This window comes from Bacillus sp. SRB3LM, assembly GCF_015712745.1.
Lineage (GTDB): Bacteria > Bacillota > Bacilli > Bacillales > Bacillaceae_G > Bacillus_A > Bacillus_A thuringiensis_K.
This window is the reverse complement of sequence record NZ_VWVQ01000058.1, coordinates 1-3,436: the sequence shown is the minus strand read 5'-3', so window position 1 is coordinate 3,436 and position 3,436 is coordinate 1. Positions and strand designations below refer to the sequence as shown.

Genomic DNA, 3,436 nt, shown 5'->3' with positions numbered 1-3,436 from the left:
AGTTTGTTTCAAGTGAGTTCGTATACAGTTGGTACACAAAACCATTCGTTTCATATAGATTGGTTGTATCAACATGATCAAAACGGTTCTGTTGCAAAGTTTTTTAAATGAAGCTAAACTTTTGCAAAACAGAGTGAGGAGCATCCAAAATGAGATATTTTAAAGGAAAACAGTTCAAAAAAGACATTATTTTAGTAGCCGTTTTTCTTTAAGCTATCGTGATGTATCTGAAATGTTGAAAGAACGTGGTGTATCAGTGCATCCTACAACCATCATGCGTTGGGTGCATGAATATGGCAATCTCATCTATCAAATGCGGAAGAAGAAAAACAAATTAGCGCACCATGTTTGGCATTTGGATGAGACGTATATGAAAGTCAAAGGAGAATGGTGTTATTTATATCGCGCCATTGATAGTGATGGACATACACTGGACTTTCAACTTCGAAAAACACGTAATCATCAAGCTGCTTATTCCTTCATGAAAAGGTTGGTCAAACAGTTTGGAGAACCATCGGTTCTTACGACAGACAAGGCTCCTGCTTTACTTTGTGCATTTAAAAAATTGAAGAAAGACGATTATTATACACAGACCAAACATTGTACGATTAAACATCGTAATAATCTTATTGAACAGGACCATCGACATGTCAAACGCCGATTTGTGAAATCAGCTGGATTTCAAACTCTTCGTCATGCTTCTCGTACTATTAAAGGAATCGAAACGATTCAGGCTATCTATAAACAGAGGCGAAATTTTCAAACGAATTTCGTCTTTTCGGTATACAATGAATTACAACAATTAGTGGCCACTGCATAAATATTTCCTCTCATTTCTCTACTCGTGTAAACCTTTTTCAAACTTTGCAACAGAACCCTCACTAATAATCTCGAGTTTTTCATGGCTGATATCCCTTGGATAAGATATACACTTATCTCCTGTTTTTTCATACATCCTAACATATTTATGAGACTATAAACAGACTCTTAAAGTAAATTTCGCAACTGGAAAATAGAATCTCTTAATGTCATTTGTAAAAGGACAAATATTAGGAACTAAATAATTTAAATATGTGGTAAATGGAATATTATTATGCATAATAATATTCCAGTACTATGCAGTAAAGGAGAAAAATGAATGAATTTAAAAGCCACTGCTATAGCATCAGCATGTGCATTCTCAATTTTACCGTTTGATTCCATTGTTTCTCATGCAAGTGAAAATGAATCAAAAACAATTTGTCTAGGTAATAAAAACGATTTTTTTACTGATCTTATTACATTGTCAGGAAGTACATGATGTATCCCAAACAACAAGATGGACGAATGGCAAAAAAATTGTAAGAAATAAGGGAATACAATTCATCTAAAAAATGAAGTGAAAAGAGAATTTTCTTTTCTATTTAGGTATTGGTTAAAAGCGAAGACGTTTTTAATTTTTTGACTAGTTCAATGGAATTATCAAAACAGATTGGGGGTGAAATAATGAAATCAGGCGATTTTGTCCTACATTTTACTGCTGAAAAGTTAGGATTTATTAAGGAAGAAAAATCTAATGTTACAAAATTAAATACAGTACATGATTATGCACAAGAAAGTACTATTGAATTTTTTGCAGAAATATTTAAATCGATGTATTCGTCAATTGTTAAATATCGCGAATCAATTAGAAAAGAAGCACCCGAAGCTGTGAAATATATAGAAGATAAGTTGAAAGAGTATAATTATTTATAAGAGTTCTGGTGCAAATATTCTAAATTATTTTATAATTACTCGGCCATCTAAAGTCCATATAAGGTACATACAGCCGGAGATCCTTATACGGATTATGAAAAAGCAGCTGGTAAAATAGATGGAGCTACAAAGAAAGACGCTCAAAATCCATTAGTTGCAGCATATCCGAATATGGGGGTAAAAATGGAAAGCTTGGTCATTTCGAAAAATCAAGAATCGACAGCTTTATATGGAGGAGTAACAAGTCATACTTTTGGAGCCCGTACTTCTAATAGTAAAACATTAGAAGCATCTGAAAGAATTAGTACAACAGTCTTGGTTAATTTATCTGCTTTCTTAACAATACATACAAGTATAACAAGCACTTTTAATCAATCACAGAGCTCTACTGCAATAATGGCGAAGGAAAATTCATCTACTTGGGAAAGAAATTGGTCTCAAACCATTGGGATACAGACCGGAGAAGCAGCTTATTTAGGTGCCCGATTAAGGTATACCAATATAGGGACAGCACCCGCATATAAAGTAAAGCCAACAATTTCTTTAGGAATCGGAAAAAATGCTACACTTGCGACTATAAAGGCAAAAGAAAATCAAATAGCAAATAGAATTAATTCTGATGAAACGTATCCTGACTTAAGTAGCCTACCAATTTTACTTAACAAAATAGATGATTTTGGACCAATGCCAATTTCCATTAATATCGATCAATTGAGTGATTTAGAACCACGAAAAAGAGTACAACTAGATTCCACTCAATATAATGCAATGGTAGCAGGAAAAGGTCGCCTATCTCATGAGGAGTGGAACGCAGAAATGGTGGAAAAACAAGCAAGAAAACAGCTAAATTGAAAAATAGATCCGATGAAATTAAAACTCCAAGCAAAAATAAATATACAAATTACCCCAAAAGGTTAAGTGACTAATCAGAAAACGGGGAAAAATATTACTATGATGAGAAAGGATTCAAGGTAACCGACACTCCTATAATAGAGGGGAAACAATATTACTTTGATAAGGATGGTGTTTTCCAAAATGTCCTATTCAAACTTGGTTCCTATTTTGGAAAACTTATTTTCAGGTTAGAGAAGGATACTTTACATGTGGAAGCAGAAGATGGCGGAAAAGAAATGGGTCATTTTAGAAAAAATGGAATATTTATTCGGATGATAATCTAATAGCTTAGTTTGATGAAAAAACTCTTACGGCTGTAGTTGCGAATATTATTAATCAATTAAACATAAAAGAAAGTAGTTTTCGTATAGCTCCTGAATCTTAAGGTTTTAAGGGTTCCGGTGCAAACCTCGCATGATGGAAAAATATAAGATGGATTCCGAACGTTGGATAAATAATTATCATTACAACCCGCAATTTCGCTTCAGATTTCCAATGATTCATTTTCAAAACCGAGGAATGTTCAGATTGGAAGCTTTATAAAATCATTTTTGTACTAGAACCCACTCTATCTACAAGTAACAGTATTTTTACTGCAGTTAAAATACCTTGGGTTTATATAGGTAAATTTCTTTCCTAAAAATCTAATTTAATCATACGAGGAGATGTGAAATATGAAAAAAATATTAGCGAGTGTACTGACTTTAGTAATTACTGCAGCCTCCCTGCCAGTAACAGCGTTAGCTGCAGATAATTCCGATCCTGTCACAAAAAATGGAGAACGATTGAAATATAATACACCGTATTA

At 33.3% G+C, this 3,436-nt stretch carries 3 protein-coding genes and 2 pseudogenes; all 5 read left to right on the top strand.

Translation table 11 applies throughout. From position 1 onward, the window contains the following. Positions 1-149 precede the first annotated feature (149 nt). Positions 150-820 (top strand): annotated as a pseudogene (locus tag F3I02_RS19580) (IS6 family transposase). Between the two features lie 318 nt (positions 821-1,138). After that, entirely contained in the window at positions 1,139-1,300 is a 162-nt protein-coding gene (locus tag F3I02_RS19575) for a hypothetical protein (RefSeq protein ID WP_196478073.1), read from the top strand. 185 nt (positions 1,301-1,485) lie between these two features. Beyond that, positions 1,486-1,734 carry an anthrax toxin lethal factor-related metalloendopeptidase gene (locus F3I02_RS19570; RefSeq protein WP_196478072.1) on the top strand — a complete coding sequence of 83 codons (249 nt, stop codon included), beginning with the start codon at positions 1,486-1,488 and terminating at the stop codon, positions 1,732-1,734. A 63-nt stretch (positions 1,735-1,797) separates the two neighbouring features. After that, positions 1,798-1,881: pseudogene (locus F3I02_RS34985) on the top strand (binary toxin-like calcium binding domain-containing protein); the annotation flags it as partial. Positions 1,882-1,917: 36 nt separating this feature from the next. Beyond that, positions 1,918-2,586: a hypothetical protein gene (locus F3I02_RS19560; protein ID WP_196478071.1), complete on the top strand. Its 669-nt coding sequence runs from the start codon at positions 1,918-1,920 to the stop codon at positions 2,584-2,586. Positions 2,587-3,436 lie beyond the last annotated feature (850 nt).